Annotated in this window: 16 protein-coding genes; 3 read left to right on the top strand and 13 right to left on the bottom strand. The window is 58.7% G+C overall.

Going from position 1 to position 20362, the window contains the following annotated elements; genetic code table 11:
- Window positions 1-48 precede the first annotated feature (48 nt).
- From ABIE60_RS00950 to ABIE60_RS00910, 9 genes are all read right to left on the bottom strand, one after another.
- The gene (locus ABIE60_RS00950; RefSeq protein WP_354467022.1) at window positions 49-1776 is read right to left on the bottom strand and encodes a SulP family inorganic anion transporter; all 1728 of its coding nucleotides are present in this window, start codon (window positions 1774-1776) and stop codon (window positions 49-51) included.
- A 36-nt stretch (window positions 1777-1812) separates the two neighbouring features.
- Window positions 1813-3552, bottom strand: coding sequence for a bifunctional protein tyrosine phosphatase family protein/NAD(P)/FAD-dependent oxidoreductase (locus tag ABIE60_RS00945; RefSeq protein ID WP_354467021.1), 1740 nt, complete (start codon window positions 3550-3552; stop codon window positions 1813-1815).
- Between the two features lie 53 nt (window positions 3553-3605).
- Complete coding sequence (locus ABIE60_RS00940; RefSeq protein ID WP_354467623.1) at window positions 3606-4472, bottom strand: MBL fold metallo-hydrolase; 867 nt, start codon at window positions 4470-4472, stop codon at window positions 3606-3608.
- Between the two features lie 192 nt (window positions 4473-4664).
- Complete coding sequence (locus ABIE60_RS00935) at window positions 4665-6035, bottom strand: NAD-dependent succinate-semialdehyde dehydrogenase (protein WP_354467019.1); 1371 nt, start codon at window positions 6033-6035, stop codon at window positions 4665-4667.
- A 10-nt stretch (window positions 6036-6045) separates the two neighbouring features.
- The gene (gene doeA / locus ABIE60_RS00930; protein WP_354467018.1) at window positions 6046-7350 is read right to left on the bottom strand and encodes an ectoine hydrolase; all 1305 of its coding nucleotides are present in this window, start codon (window positions 7348-7350) and stop codon (window positions 6046-6048) included.
- Window positions 7350-8606, bottom strand: coding sequence for an aspartate aminotransferase family protein (locus ABIE60_RS00925; protein WP_354467017.1), 1257 nt, complete (start codon window positions 8604-8606; stop codon window positions 7350-7352). Before ABIE60_RS00925 ends, doeA begins: the two co-directional genes overlap by 1 nt.
- Window positions 8607-8884: 278 nt before the next feature.
- A complete protein-coding gene (gene doeB2, locus ABIE60_RS00920) occupies window positions 8885-10054 on the bottom strand; it encodes a N(2)-acetyl-L-2,4-diaminobutanoate deacetylase DoeB2 (RefSeq protein WP_354467015.1) in 1170 nt (389 codons plus the stop codon).
- Window positions 10055-10134: 80 nt separating this feature from the next.
- Entirely contained in the window at window positions 10135-10671 is a 537-nt protein-coding gene (locus ABIE60_RS00915) for a DUF3750 domain-containing protein (RefSeq protein WP_354467013.1), read from the bottom strand.
- A gap of 62 nt (window positions 10672-10733) precedes the next feature.
- The gene (locus tag ABIE60_RS00910; RefSeq protein ID WP_354467012.1) at window positions 10734-12125 is read right to left on the bottom strand and encodes a mannose-1-phosphate guanylyltransferase/mannose-6-phosphate isomerase; all 1392 of its coding nucleotides are present in this window, start codon (window positions 12123-12125) and stop codon (window positions 10734-10736) included.
- 130 nt (window positions 12126-12255) lie between these two features.
- Here ABIE60_RS00910 and ABIE60_RS00905 point away from each other — a divergent pair, with 130 nt between their 5' ends.
- Window positions 12256-13707, top strand: a complete 1452-nt coding sequence (locus ABIE60_RS00905) for a DNA recombination protein RmuC (protein WP_354467011.1) — start codon at window positions 12256-12258, stop codon at window positions 13705-13707.
- A gap of 138 nt (window positions 13708-13845) precedes the next feature.
- Window positions 13846-15777: an FAD-dependent monooxygenase gene (locus tag ABIE60_RS00900; protein ID WP_354467009.1), complete on the top strand. Its 1932-nt coding sequence runs from the start codon at window positions 13846-13848 to the stop codon at window positions 15775-15777.
- A 97-nt stretch (window positions 15778-15874) separates the two neighbouring features.
- Here ABIE60_RS00900 and ABIE60_RS00895 read toward each other — a convergent pair whose 3' ends face one another.
- The gene (locus ABIE60_RS00895) at window positions 15875-16810 is read right to left on the bottom strand and encodes a DMT family transporter (protein ID WP_354467008.1); all 936 of its coding nucleotides are present in this window, start codon (window positions 16808-16810) and stop codon (window positions 15875-15877) included.
- A gap of 183 nt (window positions 16811-16993) precedes the next feature.
- On the opposite strand from ABIE60_RS00895, the gene ABIE60_RS00890 reads away from it, so the two are divergent.
- The gene (locus ABIE60_RS00890; RefSeq protein ID WP_354467007.1) at window positions 16994-17812 is read left to right on the top strand and encodes an ATP-grasp domain-containing protein; all 819 of its coding nucleotides are present in this window, start codon (window positions 16994-16996) and stop codon (window positions 17810-17812) included.
- On the opposite strand, the gene ABIE60_RS00885 is transcribed toward ABIE60_RS00890, so the two are convergent.
- The 3 genes from ABIE60_RS00885 to ABIE60_RS00875 are packed head-to-tail and all read right to left on the bottom strand — an operon-like array spanning window position 17740 to window position 20361.
- Window positions 17740-18279 carry a hydrogenase maturation protease gene (locus ABIE60_RS00885; protein WP_354467005.1) on the bottom strand — a complete coding sequence of 180 codons (540 nt, stop codon included), beginning with the start codon at window positions 18277-18279 and terminating at the stop codon, window positions 17740-17742. The genes ABIE60_RS00890 and ABIE60_RS00885 overlap by 73 nt on opposite strands.
- Complete coding sequence (locus tag ABIE60_RS00880) at window positions 18276-19571, bottom strand: Ni/Fe hydrogenase subunit alpha (protein WP_354467003.1); 1296 nt, start codon at window positions 19569-19571, stop codon at window positions 18276-18278. Before ABIE60_RS00880 ends, ABIE60_RS00885 begins: the two co-directional genes overlap by 4 nt.
- Complete coding sequence (locus tag ABIE60_RS00875; RefSeq protein WP_354467001.1) at window positions 19564-20361, bottom strand: NADH-quinone oxidoreductase subunit B family protein; 798 nt, start codon at window positions 20359-20361, stop codon at window positions 19564-19566. The genes ABIE60_RS00880 and ABIE60_RS00875 overlap by 8 nt, the downstream gene beginning before the upstream one ends.
- Between the last annotated feature and the right edge of the window lies 1 nt (window position 20362).

Raw genomic sequence — 20362 nt, 5'->3', positions numbered from 1 at the left:
CAACGGGATATATCAGTCCACGTAAAGTCCATATGTGTATGTTTTGGATCAATTGTTGTCGCAGGGCTGGCTATGAGCCCGCAACTTCTCCCACGCTGCATACTGGCTCAGGAAAATCTCACCACTCAAATCGTGCAGAAAGTGAGTGTCCTTGAGCTTGTCCATAACCGGCCCCTTGACTTCCGACAGGTGGAATTTCACACCGCTATCCATCAAGCGCTGATTAATCGCCTCAAGACTTTCAAGTGCCGAGGCGTCGATCAGGTTGACGGCCGGGCACATCAGTACAAGGTGTCGCAGCTCCGGGTTGCGTGCCACCTGATCATAGATGAGATCTTCCAGATAGCGGGCATTGGCAAAGTAGAGGCTTTCATCCACACGCAGGGTGAGGATGTGCTGCTCGGTTTCGACCTGGTGTCGGTCGATATTACGGAAATGCTCTGTACCGGGTACTCGACCCACAATGGCACTGTGTGGTTTGCTGGTGCGATACAGGTAAAGCAGCACAGACAGGCCGACACCGGCGATGATGCCCAGCTCAACGCCATGTACCAGGGTCAGCACAATGGTGGCGAGCATGGCAGCGAAATCACTGCGTGAGTAGGCCCAGGTTCGTTTGAGTGCCCCCAGGTCAACCAATGACAGGACTGCTACGATGATGGTGGCCGCCAGCGTTGCCTTGGGCAGGAAAAAAATCAGGGGTGTCAGGACCAGTGTAGCCATTGCGATGCCGACTGCCGTGAAGGCACCCGCGGCGGGTGTTTCGGCACCGGCATCAAAGTTGACTACTGAACGTGAGAAGCCGCCGGTTACAGGGAAGCCACCGGACGCTGCAGCGGCAATGTTGGATGCGCCAAGCCCCACCAGCTCCTGATCCGGGTCGATTCGCTGGCGTCGTTTGGCTGCCAGCGTTTGTGCGACTGAAACAGATTCGACAAAGCCGACAATGCTGATTAAAAGGGCGGATACAAACAGCTGCTGCCAGAGTTCCAGATCAAAGGAGGGCAGGGTCAGCCCCGGCAGCCCTGAAGGCACCTGTCCGACAACCTTCACGCCCTGTGCCTGCAGGTCCAGTCCCCAGACAGCCAGTGTAGTGACAACAACAGCCAGCACAGGCCCCGCCTTGGCGATAATGTCGGCAAGGCGGGGTCCCAGCCCCACTTTCACCAGCAGAGGTTTGAGTTGCTTGCGTACCCAGAACAGAAAGGCGGTGGCGCTCACCCCGATGACCAGTGTTGGCAGGTTGATATGCGCCAGCTGACCCGCCAGCGCCATCAGGATATCAAGCAGATTGTGACCGCCGGCATCGACACCCAGTATGTGTTTGAGCTGGCTGGCTGCGATGATCAGGCCGGAGGCGGTGATAAAGCCCGAGATGACCGGGTGGCTGAGAAAATTGGCCAGAATGCCGAGACGAAACAGCCCCATCAGGATCAGGATGACACCGGACAGAAACGCCAGTGCGATGGCCGCCGTCAGATATTCAGCAGTACCGGCCAGTGCCAAATTGCCCACCGCAGCGGCGGTCATAAGTGAAACCACCGCCACAGGCCCCACCGCCAGGGTGCGGCTGGTACCAAAAATGGCATACGCCACCAGCGGAAGGATGCTGGCATACAGGCCCACTTCAGGCGGCAGCCCGGCCAGCAGGGCGTAGGCCAGCGACTGAGGGATCAGCATGATCGTGACGATCACGGCAGCCACCAGGTCGCTGGTCAGGGTTTCACGGTTGTAGACCTTGAGCCACTGTAAAATGGGCAAGTAGCGTTGCAACATCAATCAGGCTTCCTGAGTCAGGGGGCTGTGCATGGGTTATTTTCGATCACCGAAATCACAGGCCTGAGTGGCCTCGTGATCGGCGGGTCGGTGATTGAGAATTTCGGGTCCAGCCATCCACTCATGCCCTTTGAGCATGGCATTCCAGTAGACCCAGGGAAGCATTTTTTCCTTCAGCAGCCAGGCAAAGCGGCTGGGTTCCTTGCCGTCGACCAGCCAGAGCGGAAAGCTCGGCTGCAGCTTGCCACCATAGCCGAATTCGGCCAGTACGATCTTGCCGCGCTCCACTGTCAGAGGGCAGGAGCCGTAACCGTCGTAGATGGCTCGTGGCGCCTCCCCCTTCAGTGCCAGCAGAATGTTCTCGGCCACGACCGGTGCCTGCTTGCGCACGGCAGCGGCGGTTTTGGCGTTGGGGGTGTTTCCGGCATCACCTAGTCCAAAGATATCGCCGAAGCGGCTGTGCTGGAGCGTTTCCGGATTGAGTTCAATCCAGCCGGCAGCATCCGCCAGTGGGCTCTCGCTGATCAGTTTCGGTGAGCGTTGAGGCGGGCACACATGCAGCATGTCGAACGGTTTTTCAACTTCACGGCCGTTGCCTTCAGCATCAGTGACCTTGAACAGGGCCGTTCTGGCCTGTCCGTCCACTTGAATCAGGTTGTTCTGATAATTCAGGTTGATGCCGTACTTTTCCACATATTTCATCAGGGCGGGTACGTAATCGGCCACCCCGAACAGGGCAGCGCCAGCCGTGCAGAACTCTACCTCAATATCCTTCAGCACACCTTGGCGCATCCAATGGTCACAGGACAGATACATCGCCTTCTGCGGTGCGCCTGCACACTTGATCGGCATCGGCGGCTGGGTAAAAAGGGCGCGCCCCTTGCGTGTGCTTTGTACCAGCTCCCAGGTGTAGGGGGCGAGGTCAAACAGGTAATTGGAGGTGACACCGTTGCGGCCCAGACTTTCACGCAATCCTGGAATTGCATCCCAGTCCAGTGTCAGGCCGGGGGCGACCACCAAAATGCGATAACCGATCTGTTCGCCGTCTTCCAGCAGAACCTGCTGCTGTTCGGGGCGAAAACCGGACGCGGCGGCATGGTACCACTTGACGCTGTCGGGCATGACCTTGCCCATCTGGCGTACGGTTTCGCGGCGTTCAAACACACCGCCGCCAACCAGTGTCCAGCCCGGCTGATAGTAGTGTTCGGAACGCGGCTCGATGATGGCAATATCCAGATCCGGCTGGCGCTGCAGTAGGCTGCCGGCGACCGATTGGCCGGCAGCACCGCCGCCAACAATCAGTACATCGTGACGCTTGCGGCTGGCCGTATCCATGGCCTCAGCATGGCTGTGGCTACCAGCCAGCGCCTTGATGCGATCACGCTGTGCAGTCAGGTCATATCCGGCTGCTGCCGTGGTCTTGAGAATGGCGTCCACATCCAGACGCGGGGCTTCTGCCAGTGCCCACAGGGTTGTGCAGCGGGTACCGGTACGACAGAAGGCCAGTACGGGTCCACGCAGGCTGTTCATCAACTCATGAAACGCAGCTACATCCGTGTCGGTTATCTGGCCTGAAACCACAGGCTGATAGCGCCATTCCAGCCCATGCCGCTCGGCAGCGGCGCGAATGTCGTCGGTATCTGGCTGATCATGACTTTCCTGATCAGGCCGGTTACAGATGATCGCCTTGAATCCCATGGAGGCGGCAAGCCCCACATCGGCGGCCGTCAATTGGGGGCTGACACTTAGAAAAGGCGTAAGCTGATGAACTTCCATAAAACTCTCCCGCGGTACTGTTGTTATTATCGGTTTAGTTGGGACGTTTAAATTCAGAACAGGTCGATCGGTACCTTGAGGTAAACCTGACCGTTGCTTTCTGCCGGCGGCATCTTGCCGGCACGCATGTTCACCTGGACGGATGGCAGAATCAGGCGTGGCATATCCAGGGTAGCGTCGCGCTCGGTACGCATGCGTACAAAGTCAGCCTCGTTGATGCCTTCGTGCACATGGATGTTATGCGCGCGCTCTTCGGCCACAGTCGTTTCGTAGGCGTATTCATCGCGGCCCGGAGCCTTGTAGTCGTGACACATGAACAGACGCGTTTCGTCCGGCAGGGTAAATACCTTTTGAATCGACTGGAACAGGATATGGGCATCGCCACCCGGGAAGTCACAGCGGGCGGTGCCGTAGTCCGGCATGAACAGGGTGTCACCAACAAAGGCGGCATCGCCAAAGACGTAGGTCATGCAGGCCGGCGTGTGGCCGGGGGTATGCATCGCCTTGCCTTCGAGTGTACCGATGCGGATGCTGTCGCCATCGTTGAACAGCGCATCAAACTGGCTGCCGTCACGGGCAAATTCGGTTCCGGCATTGAACGCCTTGCCAAAGGTGTCCTGCACGGTGGTGATGTGTGCACCGATCCCCAGTTTTGCACCGGTTTTTTCCTGCAGAAACGGTGCTGCTGACAGGTGGTCGGCATGAACATGAGTTTCAAGAATCCACTCCACCGTCAGGCCCTGTTCGGCAATGAAGGTCAGAATGGCTTCGGCTGAACGGGTATCGGTTTTGCCGGCGGCATAGTCGAAGTCCAGTACGGAGTCGACGATGGCGCAGCTGGAAGAATCCGGGTCCTGAATCACATAGCTGTAGGTGAAGGTCGGTTCATCAAAAAAGGCTGTAACGATCGGTTGCATAATAAACCCCGCGTATATTCTTAATAGTTATATTCTTATAATCTATTAATAGATACTAATCCTCATTGCACACTCTGCCAACCCCCTTGGGACTATGGGGGTGATTGAGTTGCCAAATCGGATCAATGCAAGGCCATGAAGCGGCCGGATGTGGAATGATACCGGCCGGGTGAGTCCGGCCGGTGATGGGAGGGATTATTCCTGTTTTGGGCCGACCCAGACCTGCTGAATATTCACGAATTCAAGGATACCGTGGGGCCCCAGCTCTCGTCCGAGTCCTGAACGCTTGATTCCGCCACTGGGCAGGCGAGGGTCGGTCTTCACCAATCCGTTGACTACGACCTGGCCTGCCTCAATCTCACGGGCCATCGCTTCACCTCGGCTCTGTTCGGTCCAGATTGAGCTGGCCAGGCCGTATTCACTGTCATTTGCCAGTGCCAGCGCATGCTCTGCATTATCAGCCTTGAGTACCACTGCGACTGGGCCAAAGGTTTCTTCCCGGCAGGCGGTCATGTCATTTGTTACATCCACCAGCAGGGTCACAGGGTAGAAAAAGCCCGGGCCTTCGGGTACCTGGCCGCCCAGCAGGCAGCGAGCCCCGGCGGCAATGGTATCGTCTACCTGACGCGCCAGTTCGTCGCGCAGATTCTCTCGTGCAATGGGGCCTATGTCGGTCTCGGGATCGGCCGGATCGCCCTGATTGAGTTTCTCCAGCCGGGCCTTGAGCAGCTCCACAAACCGGTCATGAACCGAGGCTTCGACAATAATCCGCTTGGCCGCTATGCAGGACTGGCCTGCGTTGATGATGCGGGAAAAACCGATCAGGTCGGCAGCCTGCTCCAGGTCAGCATCCGCCAGCACGATTGCCGGGTCAGAGCCACCCAGCTCCAACACGGCAGGCTTGATTTCGGAAGCCGCCATGGCGGCCACTTTGCTGCCCCCGGCACTGGAGCCGGTGAAGGAAACCGCACGGACTGCAGGGTGACGAATGGCGGCTTCGACATCAGGGGTTTCCAGTGGCAGATTTTGCATGATTCCCTTCGGGGCCCCCGCCCGGACGAATAGATCAGTAATCGCTTCGGCGCAGGCGGGAACGTGCGGATCGTGCTTGAGCAGGCAGGTGTTACCCGCCATCAGTGCCGGGGCACAAAATCGAAACGCCAACCAGAAAGGGGCGTTCCAGGGCAGAATACCCAACACTGGTCCGAGCGGCAGGTGCTGCACGTAACTGTGACTGGCGTCCGAAGCCAGGCTCACAGGTTTGAGGTAGGTTTCTGCATGTCCTGCGTAATGTTCGGCACACCAAGCTGCCTTGAGCACTTCACCGCGGGCCTCCTTCATTGGTTTGCCCATTTCGTCTGTCATGTGGCGGGCCAGTTCAACTTCTTCGGCACGCAACAGTGCAGCAACACGGTGCAATATGTCGGCTCGCTCGGTAAAACTGCGTTGGCGCCAGTCGGCAAAGGCACGGTTGGCGCCATCTATACGTACATTCATGCTGTCGCGATCCAGTGCGGGATATTCATGCAGCAGCTGACCGCTGGTCGGATTGATCACTCTGAGCATGTGGCTCTCCTTAGTGTTTCTTGCCGGATTTGTGTTTCGGGTGATGCTTTCTATCTTTGCCGCTGGAGGGCTTTTCCGGTGGGGCAGGAGTATTGCCGGCTGCTGTTATGACGGGCTCCCCGGTCTTGGAGGCCAGTGTGATTCCCTGGTCGGGTTTGAGGACAAAATCCTGTGGCATATCTTCGAAAAATGACCCGCAGCCGTCATCCGTGATATAGAAAGTATCCGAGATGCCGCATGTCTTGTCGCCATCCACGCCCCACATCCAGGGGATTACGTGAAAGGTCATGCCAGGCTCCAGTACCGAACTGTCGCCACCCTTTAGACTCATGATGTAGCCTTCGTCCCAGCTGGGTGGAAAGGCGATGCCAATGGAATAACCGGAGCGGGTGATCAGGCGGGCTCCCACGTCGTTCTCGGTGATGATCGAACGCACAATGTGGTCGGCATCGGATACCGTCAGCCCGGGTCGCAGCTCGGCCCTGATATGCTTGAGCGCGCACTTCATGGTTTCCTGTGCCTTGTACATGGAGTCACTCAGCTCGCCGCAGACTACCGTGCGCATCAAGGCGGTGTGGTAGCGGCGGTAGCAGCCGCCCACTTCAAGAAATACATGCTCGCCCGGTTGTACCTCGCGCCCTTCCCAAGTGGCATGGCCGATCATGGTGCGTGGACCGGAGGTGACGTAAGGCATCACGGCGGGAAAGTCGCCGCCGGCGCGGAACATGCCGGCGCTGATGGCGGCGCCAATCTCGTTTTCGGTTACACCGGCCTGGCAGGCTTCAATCCCGGCCTCCATGCCGGCACGGGCGGCGCGGGCCGATATGCGCATCACATCCAGCTCATGGGCGGACTTGCATTTGCGGCCCTCTTCCACGATGCCGAAACAGTCCATCAGCCGGCCATCCTTGAAGGCGGTACGAAAGTAGTCCTGATGATAGGCCGGAAAAAAGTAGCTGTTGCGTTCATAGCCCAGCACTTTTTTTGACAGGCCAAACTCGCGCAGTGACTCAATCAGCATCTGGATCGCATCCCCGGTGTCGGAGTAGGGCCGTGTCTTTTCCACCCAGGTGCGGGCATGGACGTTGGACTCTTCCATCATCCGGGTGATCATGAACGGCTCGTCCTCAAGCGGTACCACCAGCGCCTGAAAGTAGGAGTAGCCAGTGGTCTGGTAGTCCGTCAGATACATCAGATTTTCCGGGTCCGAGATGATCACCGCATCGAGCAGGCGCTTTGCCATCCGTTGGCGCAGTTGATCGATGCGGCGTTCGTACTCCTCGAACGGAAATGTCATATCGTCACGTTTGCGCATCAGGCAGCCTCCATGATCTTGATCACTGCTGCTTCCAGCCGGTCAAGACCGGTTTCCAGATCCTCATCGGGGATGGTCAGTGGCGGGATCAGCTTGATGACCCGGCCGCCGATGCCGCAGGGGCCGACCAACAGGCCAGTGTCGAAACACTCACGGGCGATGGTTTTGGCCAATGCGCCATCGACCACATCCAGTGCCTGAATCATGCCGCGCCCGCGCACGGCAAAACCGGCGTCGGGAAAGCGTGATGCCAATGACTGCAGGCGTTCGTGAATCATCTTGCCGCGCTCGCGCGTCAGCTGCATCAGTCGGTCATCCTCGAAGTAGCGCAGGGCTTCGCGCCCGGCGACAAAGGAAAATCCCTGGCCACGGAAGGTGCCGGTATGTTCGCCAGGTTGCCAGTGGGCATCGTGTTCAGGCTTGACGAGGTTCATCGCCAGTGGCGTGCCGAAACCACCGATCCCCTTGGCCAGACAGATGATGTCCGGCTCCAGCCCGGTGTTGTCAAAGCTGAAATAGCTGCCGGTACGACCGCAGCCCACCTGAATGTCGTCCACGATCAGCAGGGCGCCGGTGTCCCGTGCCAGCTGTTGCAGCTCCAGCAGCCACTCGGTAGAGGCAATATTGACCCCGCCTTCTGCCTGAATGGTTTCAATGATAAACGCGGCGGGCTGCTCAAAGCCGCTGGAGCTGTTCTCCAGTGCCTCACGCAGCGTATTCAGACACCCCATGCCGCAACCGGACGTGGTCTCGAACGGTGCATGGGTGACGTGGTTCAGGGGTATCCCCGCAGCCTTGCGAAACACCTGATTGGCAGTACAGGCCAGCGAGCCCAGTGTCATGCCGTGAAAACCCTGGGTGAAGGCGATCACTTCGGTGCGGCCGGTGACGCGGCGTGCCAGTTTGAGTGCGGCCTCCACCGCGTTGGTGCCGGTGGGGCCCATGAACTGCAGCTTGTAGTTCATCTGGCGTGGCTCAAGAATGGTGTCCACAAAGGCGCTGATGAATTCGCGCTTGACCGTGGTGCTCATGTCGAGACTGTGTGCGATACCGTCTGAGCGGATGAACTCAATCAACGCTTCTTTCATGTGCGGGTTGTTATGGCCGAAGTTCAGTACACCGGCACCGGCAAAAAAGTCGATATAACTCCGCCCCTGCTCATCCACCTGACGGGCATTGGATGCGCTTGCAAACACGGTTGGGTAGGCACGGCAGTAGCCACGGATTTCGGATTCCCATTTTTCAAACAGATCCATGTTGATCTCCTTGTGTAGCCAATTGTGAAATGGAGCCAGGCAAGGCAGGAGCCTCGCCAGAATTGGGACTGTTGTGTGTTTGCCGGTGAATCACCGGGTGGATGTACAGCTGAGATATTCGATATCGGGTTTGCGGAAAACGCACAGGCTTGCGCAGCCCTGTACCTTCACCCTAGGAGAGAAAGTGCAGCGCAGCAAGTAAAGCAGCGTTTTTTATGTACAGGACGTACGGTATGCCGCGGGCGCATGGACGCGCAGGAGCGGCATCAGTAAATAAATCAGTCAGTTTTTTCCGGCAAAGGCGCTCCTGTCAGACGGGCAAAAACCTCCACCACTTTAGGCAGCAGGTCGTCATTGAATTGGTAGTGCGGGCTATGGCACGGGGCCTGATAGCTGTCATCCCGTGCCATGCCGATCAGGGCGAAGGCGCCGGGAATCTCGTTCAGGTAATAGCTGAAATCCTCCGAGGCCATGATCGGCAGCGGCAGGCTCTGCATCTGCCACTCTTCACCCAAGGCGGCTGCAAGTGCTTGACGATACTCGGCGGCGGGCTCGGCGTGATTGATGGTGGCCTCATAGCGCTTCACGGTTTCAACCTGAGCCGTGACGCCGTAACTGCGCGCCGTGTCCTGCGTGATTTGCTCGATCAGCTCGTTCACCAGTGGGCGCAGTTCGGGCTGGGCCAGACGGATGCTGCCCTGAATACGGGCGGTCTCGGGTGTAACGGTGGGTGCGCTGGGGGCTTCAATGGAGGCAACACTGACCACCGTGGCCGACTGGGGTGGCAGGCGTCGGCTCACGATCTGCTGCAGGTTAAGGGTCACGGCCGCCGCCGCCAGCACAGGGTCACGGCAGATTTCGGGCTGGCTGGCATGGCCGCCCTTGCCGGTCAGGGTGATGTGAAAAGTGCCGTTGCCGGACATCACCGGCCCATCGGGACAGACCGCCTGACCCCAAGGGATGGCGGGCCAGTTATGCCAGCCGTAAATACGGTCAATGCCGTCCAGCGCCTCTTCCTCAATCATTTTGCGGGCGCCATGCCCCCCTTCTTCGGCGGGCTGAAACAGCAGAGTAACGGGGCCCGGCAGGCGGTCTTCATGCGCTTTAAGCCAAGCGGCGGTGGCCCAGAGGGCTGCGGTATGACCATCGTGGCCGCAAGCGTGCATGCAACCGGGGGATTCCGAACGATAGGGCAGATCAGTCAGCTCTTCTATGGGCAGGGCATCGATGTCACCGCGCAGGCCGATATGGTCTCCCTTGGCATCGGCGGCCAGGGTGGCCAAGGTGCCGTACTCGGCACAGCTGCGCCAGGCAATGCCCAGCAGGTCCAGCTGCTCACGAATCAATCGGCTGGTGTTTTCCTCCTGCCAGGTCAGCTCGGGCTGGCGATGCAACTGATGTCGCAACCGCACCGCCTGTTGCATGATCTCCTGCCATGAATGGGGCATGTCACCTCCGGGTCAGACGTTTGACGGTAATTCGATAACGTCAGTCTGGCAGACAGATGCCCACACCCCCAAATCGATGTCTAATCTGCCCAGCCTGAACCGATGGCTCGGAAAGGCAGTTTCAACTCCAGTTTGGGTACCTTTTGCGCAATCCAGGCCGGAAAGGTATTGCTGTTGGGACCGGGGAAGACCCGGTATTCATGTTTCCAGGGGTAGTCTTGTGCGGTGCTCTCGATCTGTGCGATCAATTCATCCACGCCTTCACCGCGACGATCCAGAATCAACTCAGGCTCGGCGCCGAACCAGTGGCGGTCAGGTGTATCCTGTTCGATGCGCAGCACCGGCAGGCCGCGCCGCTCTCGCCAGCCGACCACTTCATACACGGTGTATTGGTCTGCATTACGTGGCTTGAGTGCAATCCAGGTATGGACCGCAAAAATGCCCCGCCAGCCCCAGGCATCGGCGGCATAGACCTGAATCACCGGCTCGGGTGTTGTCTGCGGGTCTGGTGCAATTCCTGCGCTGGCACGGCTGGCACTGCGCCAGTCGTTGTTGTTGGCACAGGCGGCAAGCAGTGGCAGCAATAGGATGATCAACAGATGTTTCAGCTGCATCATGTGTTTGTCCTCCATAGTGTGATTACGCGCCTGCCGTGTAATTGGATTTTGGATAGCCGAGCTCAGTGGCGGCCATAACGATCATCCAGCCGTTCGATATCGGCTTCATCCAGTACGCTGCCTGACTGGACCTCGAGAATCAGAAGGGGTTCCGTTTCCGTATTGGCCAGCCGGTGCAGCTGTCCTTGCGCAATGGCGATGGACTGGTTGGCACGCAATGCAATCTGCTCATCATCCCGCGTGATGCTGGCACGGCCACTGAGCACAACCCAATGCTCCGACCTGTGGCGATGACGCTGTAATGACAGCGCAGAACCGGGGCTGACACTGATCAATTTGACCCTGAAGCCGGGGCCGTCAATCAGGTGTTCATAAAATCCCCAGGGGCGATGCACCCGCGGGTGGTTGATCAGCTCGGGGTGCTGATGTTGTTCCAGAGCCGTGATCAACTGTTTCATCTCCTCGGCGTAGGCCTTGTCGGCCAACAGCAGGGCGTCCGGTGTGTCGACTACCAGCAGGTTGTTCAGCCCCAATGCCGCAATCAGGCGATCCCCTCCCATGAACAGGGTATTACGGCAATGCAACCGGGTGATGTTGCCTTGCGCACGGCAACCATCGGTGGCGGGCGGCAGCTGTTGCTCAATGGCCGCCCAGCTGCCCAGATCCTGCCAGCGTGCCTTCAGTGCCGTGAGGTGACAGATGGCGGCATGCTCCAGCAGAGCGTGATCGATGGAGATGGCGGGGCAGTCGCGAAAAGGTTGGTCGCCCACACGGATAAAGTCCAGATCGGTACTGCGTTGTTGCCATGCGTTGCGACAGGCCAATACCAGTTCAGGCTGCAGGGGCTCCAGCGCATTCACCAGCGTATCCGCACGGGCCAGCAGCAGGCCCGAGTTCCACAGGGCGCCCTGCTTGATCAGAGCAGCCGCCCGATCGGCGCTCGGCTTTTCAACAAAACGGCGTACCGGCCCCGGCTGTGTTCGGTCTGGCAAAATATAGCCGTAACCTGTGGCAGGGTGGTCCGGCGGTATCCCGAACAGGCAGATCTGGCCGGACTCGGCAGCGGATTGAGCGGTGTTGATCGCCTGTTTGAGCGCCGCAACGGGGTCGATCAATTGATCAGCCGGCAGGGCCAGCAGCAATTGCTCAGGTTGACCGCGATCGATCGCATCCAGAGCCGCCAGCACCAAGCTGGCCGCTGTGTTACGGCCCTCGGGCTCCAGCACGATGCGGCCACTCAGCCCGGTTTCCTGCAACTGTTGCGCCAGCAGGAAACGGTGCTCTTCACGGCCGATCAGCAGCGCCGGCATTGGGCTGATATGGGCGGCACGCTGCAGGCACTGCTGCAACAGGCTCTCTTCAGCGCCAAGGTTGAGAAACTGTTTGGGATGGTGCTGGCGCGACAGGGGCCAAAGACGGCTGCCACTGCCACCGGCCAGAATTACAGGCTGCATTGTGGTTCTCGGGCTGGCTAAAAGCGCTAGTGTATCGCAAACCTCTGCTGCATGGCGTGGTGCATGGAGTGCGAGAGAAACCGGCCCGGCTTTGCTAACATGTTGAAAACCCATACGGACGAGACCTGCCATGCCTGTTGAAACTCTGCTTCCGGCGATCCTTTCCTCATTGGCTGCTGCGCTGCTGATCTGGGCGCTGGTGAGTTGGCGTAGCTCGCTTCAGCTGCAGCGTGAGCGCCAGCTCGTAGCTCAGCTGCAACTCCAGCTGGAACAGCTGCAGGACGAAAGCGACATGCTGCGTGATCAGACCCAGTTGCAGCAGCAGGAGCAGCTAAAGTTGCAGGTGGAACTGAGCCGGCTGCAGGCACAGCACGATGAGCGTCAGCAGGCCGAGCAACAGTACGCCCAGTGGTGGCAGGAGGAGAAAAGCCGTTATCAGGCCCTGCAGCAGCAGTTGCAGCAACTGCAGTCCGAACACAGTGCATTGACCACCCGGCGTGAAGAGCAGGAGCGCCATTTCCGCCAGCAGTTGCAGCAGCTGGAATCAAGCCGTGAACAACTGAAAAAGGAATTTGAACAGCTGGCCAGTGAGATTCTGGAGCGCAAGGGTAAGGCGTTTACCGAGATGAGCCAGCAGAGCCTTAACCACCTGCTGAGCCCGATTCAAAGCGAGATGAAAGGCTTTCGTGAAAAGGTGGAGCATATTCACCTGCACGAGACCGAACAGCGCATCCAGTTAAGAACTGAATTGCAGAACCTGCAGCAACTCAACCGTGCCATTACCGAACAGGCCGAAAAGCTCACCACCGCCCTGCAGGGGCAGAAAAAGGTACAGGGCAACTGGGGTGAGTTGATGCTGGAAAACGTGCTGGATAATGCGGGCCTCAGGGCGGGCATCGACTACCGGCGCGAGGTGAGCTTCAACGGTGAAGACGGACGCCAGCGCCCGGATGCGATCGTCTATCTGCCCGGTGACAAGCACCTGATCATCGACGCCAAAACCTCGCTGGCGGCCTATACCCGTTATGTGAATGCCGATGCTGAGCTGGAGCGCAAGCAGGCGCTGCGCGAGCACGCCCGCGCCGTGGCTGATCGTATCAAGGAGCTGGCCGAGCGCCGCTATGACCGCCTGCCGGGGCTGAATTCACCCGAGATCGTCATCATGTTCATCCCGGTGGAGTCGGCCTATGTAGAGGCACTCAAGGCCGATGAAACCCTCTACCAGCGGGCGCTGGAGCAGAATGTGCTGGTGGCGACGCCGACCACGCTGCTGACCAGCCTCAATATTGTGCGTCAGTTGTGGCGCTTTGAGGATCAGAGCAAGCACACTGCCGAGCTGGCTGATCGGGCGGAACGGTTCTACAACAAGCTGAACAGCTTTCTCACCAGCATGCAGGATGTGGGCAAAAAACTGGATGGTGCCCGTATCAGTTATGAACGCGCCTTTGCTCAGCTCTACTCGGGACGAGGCAACCTGATCAAGCAGGCGGCGGAGTTCAAGGAGTTGGGCGTATCGGTACAGAAAGAGTTGCCAACCGATCTGGTGGACAAGGCGCGGCTGGAGCTGGACACCGGCAGCTGATAGCCCAAATGTTTGCCTGTCCCCATTTTTGGGTGACAGGCTCATAAAGCCAATCCTCTAGTCTTCACACAGTCAACAAACGCAAAAGACAGGCTAAAGTCATAGTAGCCCTGCTAATAAGCATAAGAGGATTGTGTGATGCAATACCATCTCAACGGTTTCAAACCCGGCAACTATCAGATTCCTGATGCAGCGCGTGAGCCGGTTGCTCCGCCTCCCATTGTGGACCTGCCGAAGGAAGTGGATGTCCTGATTGTTGGCTGTGGCCCTGCAGGGTTGGCGCTGGCGCGTCAGCTATCCGAATTCCCTGATATCAAGACCTGCATCGTTGAACAGAAATCCGGTCCCATGCTGTTTGGACAGGCCGATGGCATTTCCTGTCGCACCATGGAGATCATGGAAGCCTTCAACAGCAGTGAAATGCTGGTGAAGGAGTGTTACCAGCTGCGCCAGAACGCTTTTTGGGAACCTGATGTCGATCATCCTGAAAACATCAAGCGTACGCACAAGGTGCCGGATGCTCGCCTCGGGTTGTCCGAGTTTGTCCATGGTGTTGTCAACCAGGCCCGTTTGCACGAGCTGCTGCTGGAGGGCATGGAACAATCGGTTACCCATCTGGTGCCGCACTACAGCCGTCGCCTGCTTGAACTGCAGGTGGATGAAAGTCTCACCCAGGATCTGACTGCTTACCCGATTACGGCGACGTTTGAGCGTGTCGATGCCGAGCAGTCGTCCAGGGTTGAAACCATCAAGGCACGCTATGTGGTCGGTACTGATGGTGCCCGCAGTGCCGTGCGCCAAAACCTGGGTATCGAGCTGCAGGGTGACTCTGCCAACAAGGCCTGGGGCGTGATGGACGTGCTGCCGGTCACCGATTTTCCTGATATTCGCGTCAAAACCTTTATCCAGTCCAGGGAAAACGGTGCGGTGATGATCGTTCCTCGCGAAGGGGGATATCTGGTTCGACTCTACGTAGAGCTGGGACTTCTGGAGAAGAATCAAAGGGCATCGCAGCTTGAATTGACGGCTGAGGACCTCGTCGCCAAGGCGCAACTGATCCTGCATCCGTACAAGCTGGATGTTAAGGAAGTGGGCTGGTGGTCAATCTACGAAGTGGGACAGCGTGTTGCCGAGCGATTCGATAACACCCCGGTAGGCAATCCGGCTGGTCTGATTCCCCGCGCCTTTGTCGCCGGTGATGCCTGTCATACGCATAGTCCCAAGGGCGGGTGGGGGCTGAATACGTCACTGCCGGATACCTTCAATCTGGGCTGGAAGCTGGCGGCGGTACTGCAGGGCAAATCCGATCCGAAACTGCTGCAGACCTATGTCACAGAACGCCGCAAAGTGGCGCAGATGCTGATCAATGCCGACCGGGAAATGTCAGCCCTGGTGGCCACGCGTCCGAGTGCAGACAAGGCAGAGGGGCAGGCCAGGAAGACCAGCACGGCCGATATTGAGAAGTTCATCGCCAGACAGAACGGCTTTATCGCCGGGACATCGATTGGCTACGATGAGTCATATCTGTGTACCGGTCACGAACATCAGGGACTGGCGACCGGCTTTCCTATCGGCCAGCGTTTCCATTCAGCCGAAGCGGTTCGCGTGGCCGATGGCTGCCCGGTTCATCTTGGGCATCTGAACAAAGCGGACGGTCGTTGGCGCGTATTCGTGTTCGGCAACAGGCAGGATCCGCGAGATACCGCTTCAGAGACCGGCAAGTTGGTACGGTTTCTCGAAAACGCAGAGTCATCGCCGGTCAAGAAATATACGCCTGCCGGAGCGGACATTGATTCGGTGATTGATGTCTATGCCGTGTTCCAGCAGCAGGATCTGGCTATAGAGGCGCTGCCGCACTACCTTTGGCCTGCCAAGGGCAAATATGGGCTGAGGGACTATGAGAAGGTGTTCCAGACCGACGCCAGCCACGATATTTTCGAGCAGCGCGGTATCGATCGCGACAGCGGCTGCATGGTTGTGGTTCGACCGGATCAGCATATCGCCACTATCCTGCCACTTAACGCTCATGCGGAATTGAGTGCATTCTTTGATGAATTCATGATCGCATAAGGCTTGGCTGCGGCCCCGTAAGCGCACAAGGGATGAGGAATCATCCTGGCGTTTACGGGGTTTTTTGCCGTGTCAGGCGTGTAACATCACCACGCCGCTATGAATCCAGCGCTTCCTGCACCCGCTTTGCCCGGCGCCGGTTGAGCAGGTCCTTGGCGCTGACCAGGAAGATACCGGTCAGCACCAGCAGGCCGCCGATGATGAACTGCACACTCAGGGTTTCGCCCAGAATCAGCACGCCGAACAGCACGCCGATCAGCGGTGTAATGAAGGTGAAAGTGGCCATGCGTGAGGCCAGGTAGCGGCGCAGCAGCCAGAACCAGGTCAGGTAGCTGGCAAAGGCGATCACCACGGCCTGAAAAGCCATGTTGATGCTGGTTTCGGTGGTCCAGTTCATCTCGCCGCGGCCCAGCGCAAACGCCATGCCGATCAGCAGAATCGAAGCGGCAGCCATCTGGTAGAACAATGTCTTGACCGCAGGCGCTTCAGACAGTTTGGAGCGGCGAATGGCGACGGTGGTAAAGCCCCAGACCGCACCCGCAAGCAGGGCATAGAAATCGCCCAGCAGCGTGGTTTGCTGGCCGGTGCTGGCTGGCCCCAGAAATGCAATGCAGACCCCCAGAAAGGCAAGGCCGATACCGCTCCACTGGATGCGGCTCAGGCGCTCGTCGGCGTGAACAAAGTGCATTCCCAGCGCGGTAAAGATGGGGGAGGTGTAGAGAAACACCACCATGTGTGACGCGCTGGTATATTCAAGGCCCAGCCCCACAAACAGGAACTCGACGGCAAACATGGTACCTACGAGGATACCCGCCTTGACGGTACCATCGGCGAAGACGTTACGGCCTTCGCTGCGCAACATCAGCAGGAACAGAACACTGGCTGCAAATGCGGAGCGCAGGCCGATCTGCAGGGTCGGTACGATATCGTCCGCCGCCAGCTTGAGCGCGACCTGCTGAAAGCCCCAGATGGTACACAGCATCAACATGATGCTGATGGCAAAAAAGTCGAGGTGATTGCGCTGGGCCGACATGTGAACGCTCCTGATATCAAACGGAATGTAACACAGCTTACACTCTCTGCCGGGTGAATTCACCCTGCTGACATGCCCGAAAAGCGGCACCGATTTTCGGTTCAAAAATCCAGCAAAAAATGCTTTGCGCCGCTGCAGAAGCGGATTATTATCCGCGACTTTCAACTCACCGGTTCACCATAAATGAAATGCGTATCCTTTGATGCGTTCCGAACCCTTCACCTGCCTGATGTCCACTACATCAAACCCGAGCACCTGTTCCGCGAGCGCGAACGGGTTGAAGCGGCAGACTGGGTGCTGTTTCCCGAATACTGGCAGGTCAATGCGCTGGTGTTTGGTCTCAACAAGAAGATCTTCCCCAGCCTCTCTACCTATTTGATCGGCCATGACAAGGTTGAGATGACCCGTGCCTTCCAGATGGTGGCCGCCGGCAATATTCCCTGGACGTTGATTGAGCCCAATGACCCGCAGACTGCCGAGCGGGTGTGGGATCAGATGCCGTTGCCCTTTGTTGCCAAGATTCCGAAAAGCAGCATGGGACAGGGGGTGTTTCTGATCGAGAACCGGGCCGACTGGAATGCCTATCTGGCGAAGACACCGGTGATCTACGTGCAGGAGCAACTGCCGATTGATCGTGACCTGCGCATCATTGTGGTGGGCGGCAAGCTGGTGGCCGGTTTCTGGCGCTGCCAGGGTCATGATGGCTTTCACAACAACCTGTCACAGGGCGGTACCGTTGATATCGAAACGCCACTGCCACAGGCAGCGGTGGATCTGGTGTTGCGCGTGGCACAGCAACTGGAGATCGACCATGCCGGGTTTGATGTGGCGATGGTGGATGGCTACCCCTACCTGCTGGAGTTCAACCGCCTGTTCGGCAATACCGGACTGCAGGGGCTGAGCCAACGGGTATCGGCGGCAATTGAGCATTACCTGCGTGAACGGTCCGAGCGGGATGATGACCCGATCGACCCGACTCCGCCACTGCCGGTTGCGGTTTGAGACTGTGCTGATGTGGCTTCAAGTTGCTGAGCCAGCCAAGCGGTCAGCCGTGTGATCCCAGCCGCAGCGGCTACCGACAGGTCTGACTGGGCGGGGGTGCTGGCGCCCGGTGGGATGCAGAAGCCGATCAGACGGTACTGTTGCGGCAGTTGGCCCAGTGCGCGGGCCAGTGCCAGAGTCTGCGCCAGGCCAAAGCCGTGACTCGACAGATCGTTTGAGTGGTCCAGTTGCCCAAGGCTCAGCTCCATCCAGTGGCCGCAGGGGTGATTTGAGGTCTGCACCGCATCGATCAGCACCGTATTCGTATCCCTGTTGAGCCAGTCCAGCAGGGCGGGACCCGGTCGGTCGAGTTTCAGCAGAGAGACATCGGCTGGCAGTGTCCACTGCTCAAGCTGTTCAATCACTGCCCAGCCGGCGCGGTCATCCCCGAAAGGGGAGCCGATGCCGATCACCTGCCATCCACTCACGATCGGATTACGTCCAGCTTGAGAAAATGCGTGGCGCAGGAGATGCAGGGATCATAATTACGAATCACCTGTTCGGCCCTCAGCCTCAGTGCTTCTTCGTCCCGGTTCAGCCCGAATGCGATCAGTGAGCGGTGCAGGTCTGCTTCAATGCGGGCCTGATTCTGGCTGGTGGGCGGCACGATGCGGGCCGCCTTTATCAGTTGGTCGTGGCCGACTTCATAACGGTGCCAGAGCAGGCCGCGCGGTGCTTCGCTCATGCCGAAGCAAACACCGGCACTCAGTTTCGGCTGCGGGCCGGTGTCGGTCGGGTATTGGTAAGCCTGCAAAATGTCGATCGCCTCGTGAATCACCAGCTCGATCTCCAGTGCACGGGCGATCAGGCTGTGGAACATGTTGTTGCTGGGCAGCTGAAGGCCGGTTGCAGCCAGACTTTGTTGTACTCGTGGCGGCAGCTGTTGGTGATTGAGATTCAACCGAGCCAATGGACCGGTGAGATAGGGCTCGCCGTTCAGATCAGACCAGAGAGCGGTGGAGTCCGGCTTGTGGTGTTCGTGGAAGTGCTGCTCAAACTCCTCAACCCCAAGACCGAGCCCGGTACTGGTGATCAACCGACCGCACTCAATGGCATAACGGTCCGGGTGGGTCAGGGCGATGCTGATAAAGTCCTGCGGGTCATCCGGCAATTCCAGCCCTGCGCAGAACGCGGTCAGGTCGCGGGCCAGAGGCTGAGCCTGTCGCAGCTTGTCCAGCAGTGGCTCGATCTGCTCCGGCTCCGGAGCGCGGTGGAAGCCACCGATTCGGGCGCCAACGGGGTGCACCGAACGGCCCCCCAGCAACCGGATCAGCTCATTGCCCAGCGCCTGCAGTTGCATGCCGCGCCGAACGGTCTCCGGGTGTTGCTCGGCCATGGCGATGGCGGAGTCGAAGCCCAGAAAGTCGGGCAGGGCCAACAGGTGAATATGCAGGGCGTGATTTTGCAGCCATTCGCCACAGTAGAAAAGCCGGCGCAGTTTTTGCACCCAGTGGGGCAGGGGCTCTGTGGCAAGTGACTCAAGCGCATTCAGGGCACTGACCTGATAGGCGATGGGGCAGATGCCGCAGATGCGGGCCACAATATCCACGACTTCATGGGCATCGCGCCCTTCCAGAAACTTCTCGAAATAGCGTGGCGGCTCAAAGATCGACAGGCCCAGTTCAACCAGTTGGCCATCAACGACTTCAAGCCGCAGCGAGCCTTCACCTTCGACCCGCGTCAGGGCGGGTACATCGATGCGGATACGGCGTTCAGTCATCATCAGCCTCCTGCCCCGAGTGCCAGAAAACCCGGCCCGTTTGCAAAAATGCGGGGGCCTGGGAGTTGATCAGCAGAAAACGGCGGGCAATGGCGTCCGGCATCAGTCCGAGACCTGCAAACCGGCGCGCCAGTGTGTCGGTCTGTGCCGTTTCGGAAGGGCCGTAGCAGCCGTAACAGTCGCGGCCAAAGCGCGGGCAGAGCGCCCCGCAGCCGGTGCGCGTCACCGGGCCCATACAGGGTTTGCCCTCGGTAACCATCACGCACACGGCCTGTTGGCGTTTGCACTCCAGACAGACCCGGTCACGATCATCCACCGGTGCGACGCCAAACAGCAGCGAGCGCACGGCTGCCACTATCTGCGTACTGCTGACCGGGCAACCCCACAACTCCAGGTCCACGTCTACCACGGAGGCGATCGGCTTCACATCCTGCAGGGTCTGTATGAACTCGGGTCGGGCGTAGATCGCATCACGCCATTCATCATGTCGACCGTCCAAATTGCGCAGGGCCTGCAGACCACCGCTGGTGGCGCAGGCACCGATGCTGACCAGATATCGACTGTTGGTGCGCACCTGTTTGATGCGCTCCAGCTCATCCGGCGTGGACAGGCTGCCCTCAACGAAGGCGATATCCACCTGAGCATCGGCCTCACTCATACCGGCTTCCAGAAAGTGCAGAATATCCACCTGCTCACTCAACTGAAGCAGCGACTCGCCCAGATTCAGAAACGCGAGCTGGCAGCCATCGCAGGAGCTGAACTTGTGCACGGCAACTCTGGGTCTACTCACA

The organism is Marinobacterium sp. MBR-109, from assembly GCF_040547565.1.
Classification (GTDB): domain Bacteria; phylum Pseudomonadota; class Gammaproteobacteria; order Pseudomonadales; family Balneatricaceae; genus Marinobacterium.
The sequence above is the reverse complement of the archived record's forward strand: the minus strand, read 5'-3'. Positions and strand labels throughout refer to the sequence as shown.

Bases quoted from the DNA above. Each gene is read 5' to 3' on its own strand.
- ABIE60_RS00950 (WP_354467022.1), bottom strand. From the start codon at position 1,776: ATGTTGCAACGCTACTTGCCCATTTTACAGTGGCTCAAGGTCTACAAC.
- ABIE60_RS00945 (WP_354467021.1), bottom strand. From the start codon at position 3,552: ATGGAAGTTCATCAGCTTACGCCTTTTCTAAGTGTCAGCCCCCAATTG.
- ABIE60_RS00935 (WP_354467019.1), bottom strand. From the start codon at position 6,035: ATGCTCAGAGTGATCAATCCGACCAGCGGTCAGCTGCTGCATGAATAT.
- doeA (WP_354467018.1), bottom strand. From the start codon at position 7,350: ATGCGCAAACGTGACGATATGACATTTCCGTTCGAGGAGTACGAACGC.
- ABIE60_RS00925 (WP_354467017.1), bottom strand. From the start codon at position 8,606: ATGGATCTGTTTGAAAAATGGGAATCCGAAATCCGTGGCTACTGCCGT.
- doeB2 (WP_354467015.1), bottom strand. From the start codon at position 10,054: ATGCCCCATTCATGGCAGGAGATCATGCAACAGGCGGTGCGGTTGCGA.
- ABIE60_RS00915 (WP_354467013.1), bottom strand. From the start codon at position 10,671: ATGATGCAGCTGAAACATCTGTTGATCATCCTATTGCTGCCACTGCTT.
- ABIE60_RS00910 (WP_354467012.1), bottom strand. From the start codon at position 12,125: ATGCAGCCTGTAATTCTGGCCGGTGGCAGTGGCAGCCGTCTTTGGCCC.
- ABIE60_RS00905 (WP_354467011.1), top strand. From the start codon at position 12,256: ATGCCTGTTGAAACTCTGCTTCCGGCGATCCTTTCCTCATTGGCTGCT.
- ABIE60_RS00900 (WP_354467009.1), top strand. From the start codon at position 13,846: ATGCAATACCATCTCAACGGTTTCAAACCCGGCAACTATCAGATTCCT.
- ABIE60_RS00895 (WP_354467008.1), bottom strand. From the start codon at position 16,810: ATGTCGGCCCAGCGCAATCACCTCGACTTTTTTGCCATCAGCATCATG.
- ABIE60_RS00890 (WP_354467007.1), top strand. From the start codon at position 16,994: ATGAAATGCGTATCCTTTGATGCGTTCCGAACCCTTCACCTGCCTGAT.
- ABIE60_RS00880 (WP_354467003.1), bottom strand. From the start codon at position 19,571: ATGACTGAACGCCGTATCCGCATCGATGTACCCGCCCTGACGCGGGTC.